General features: G+C 71.2%; 1 protein-coding gene. It reads right to left on the reverse strand.

The window, feature by feature from the left end; translation table 11 throughout:
* Positions 1-312, reverse strand: a 312-nt coding sequence (locus ACFIKI_RS08480) for an aldo/keto reductase (RefSeq protein WP_375666770.1), incomplete at both ends; no start/stop codon positions are given.

The raw sequence follows: 312 nt of genomic DNA on the forward strand, positions 1-312 counted from the left end.
GAGGGCGGGGCCGCCAGGAAAGCGCCCCGGGAGAAAGCCGCGCCCCGGCGGCGAATAGGCCACCAGCCCCACGCTCAGCTCGCGGCAGGCGGGCAGCACCTCGTCCTCCACCTCGCGCGTCCACAGCGAATACTCGGTCTGCACCGCCGCCACCGGGTGCACGGCATGGGCGCGGCGCAGTGTGGCCGCGCTGACTTCGCACAGGCCGATGCGGTCGATCTTGCCCTCCTGCACCAGCTGCGCCAGGCCTTGCATGGTCTCTTCGATGGGGCGCATGGCATCGACGCGGTGCACGTAGTACAGGTCGATGCG

This window comes from Bartonella sp. TT121SHDZB (genome assembly GCF_042193415.1).
GTDB lineage: Bacteria > Pseudomonadota > Alphaproteobacteria > Rhizobiales > Rhizobiaceae > Bartonella.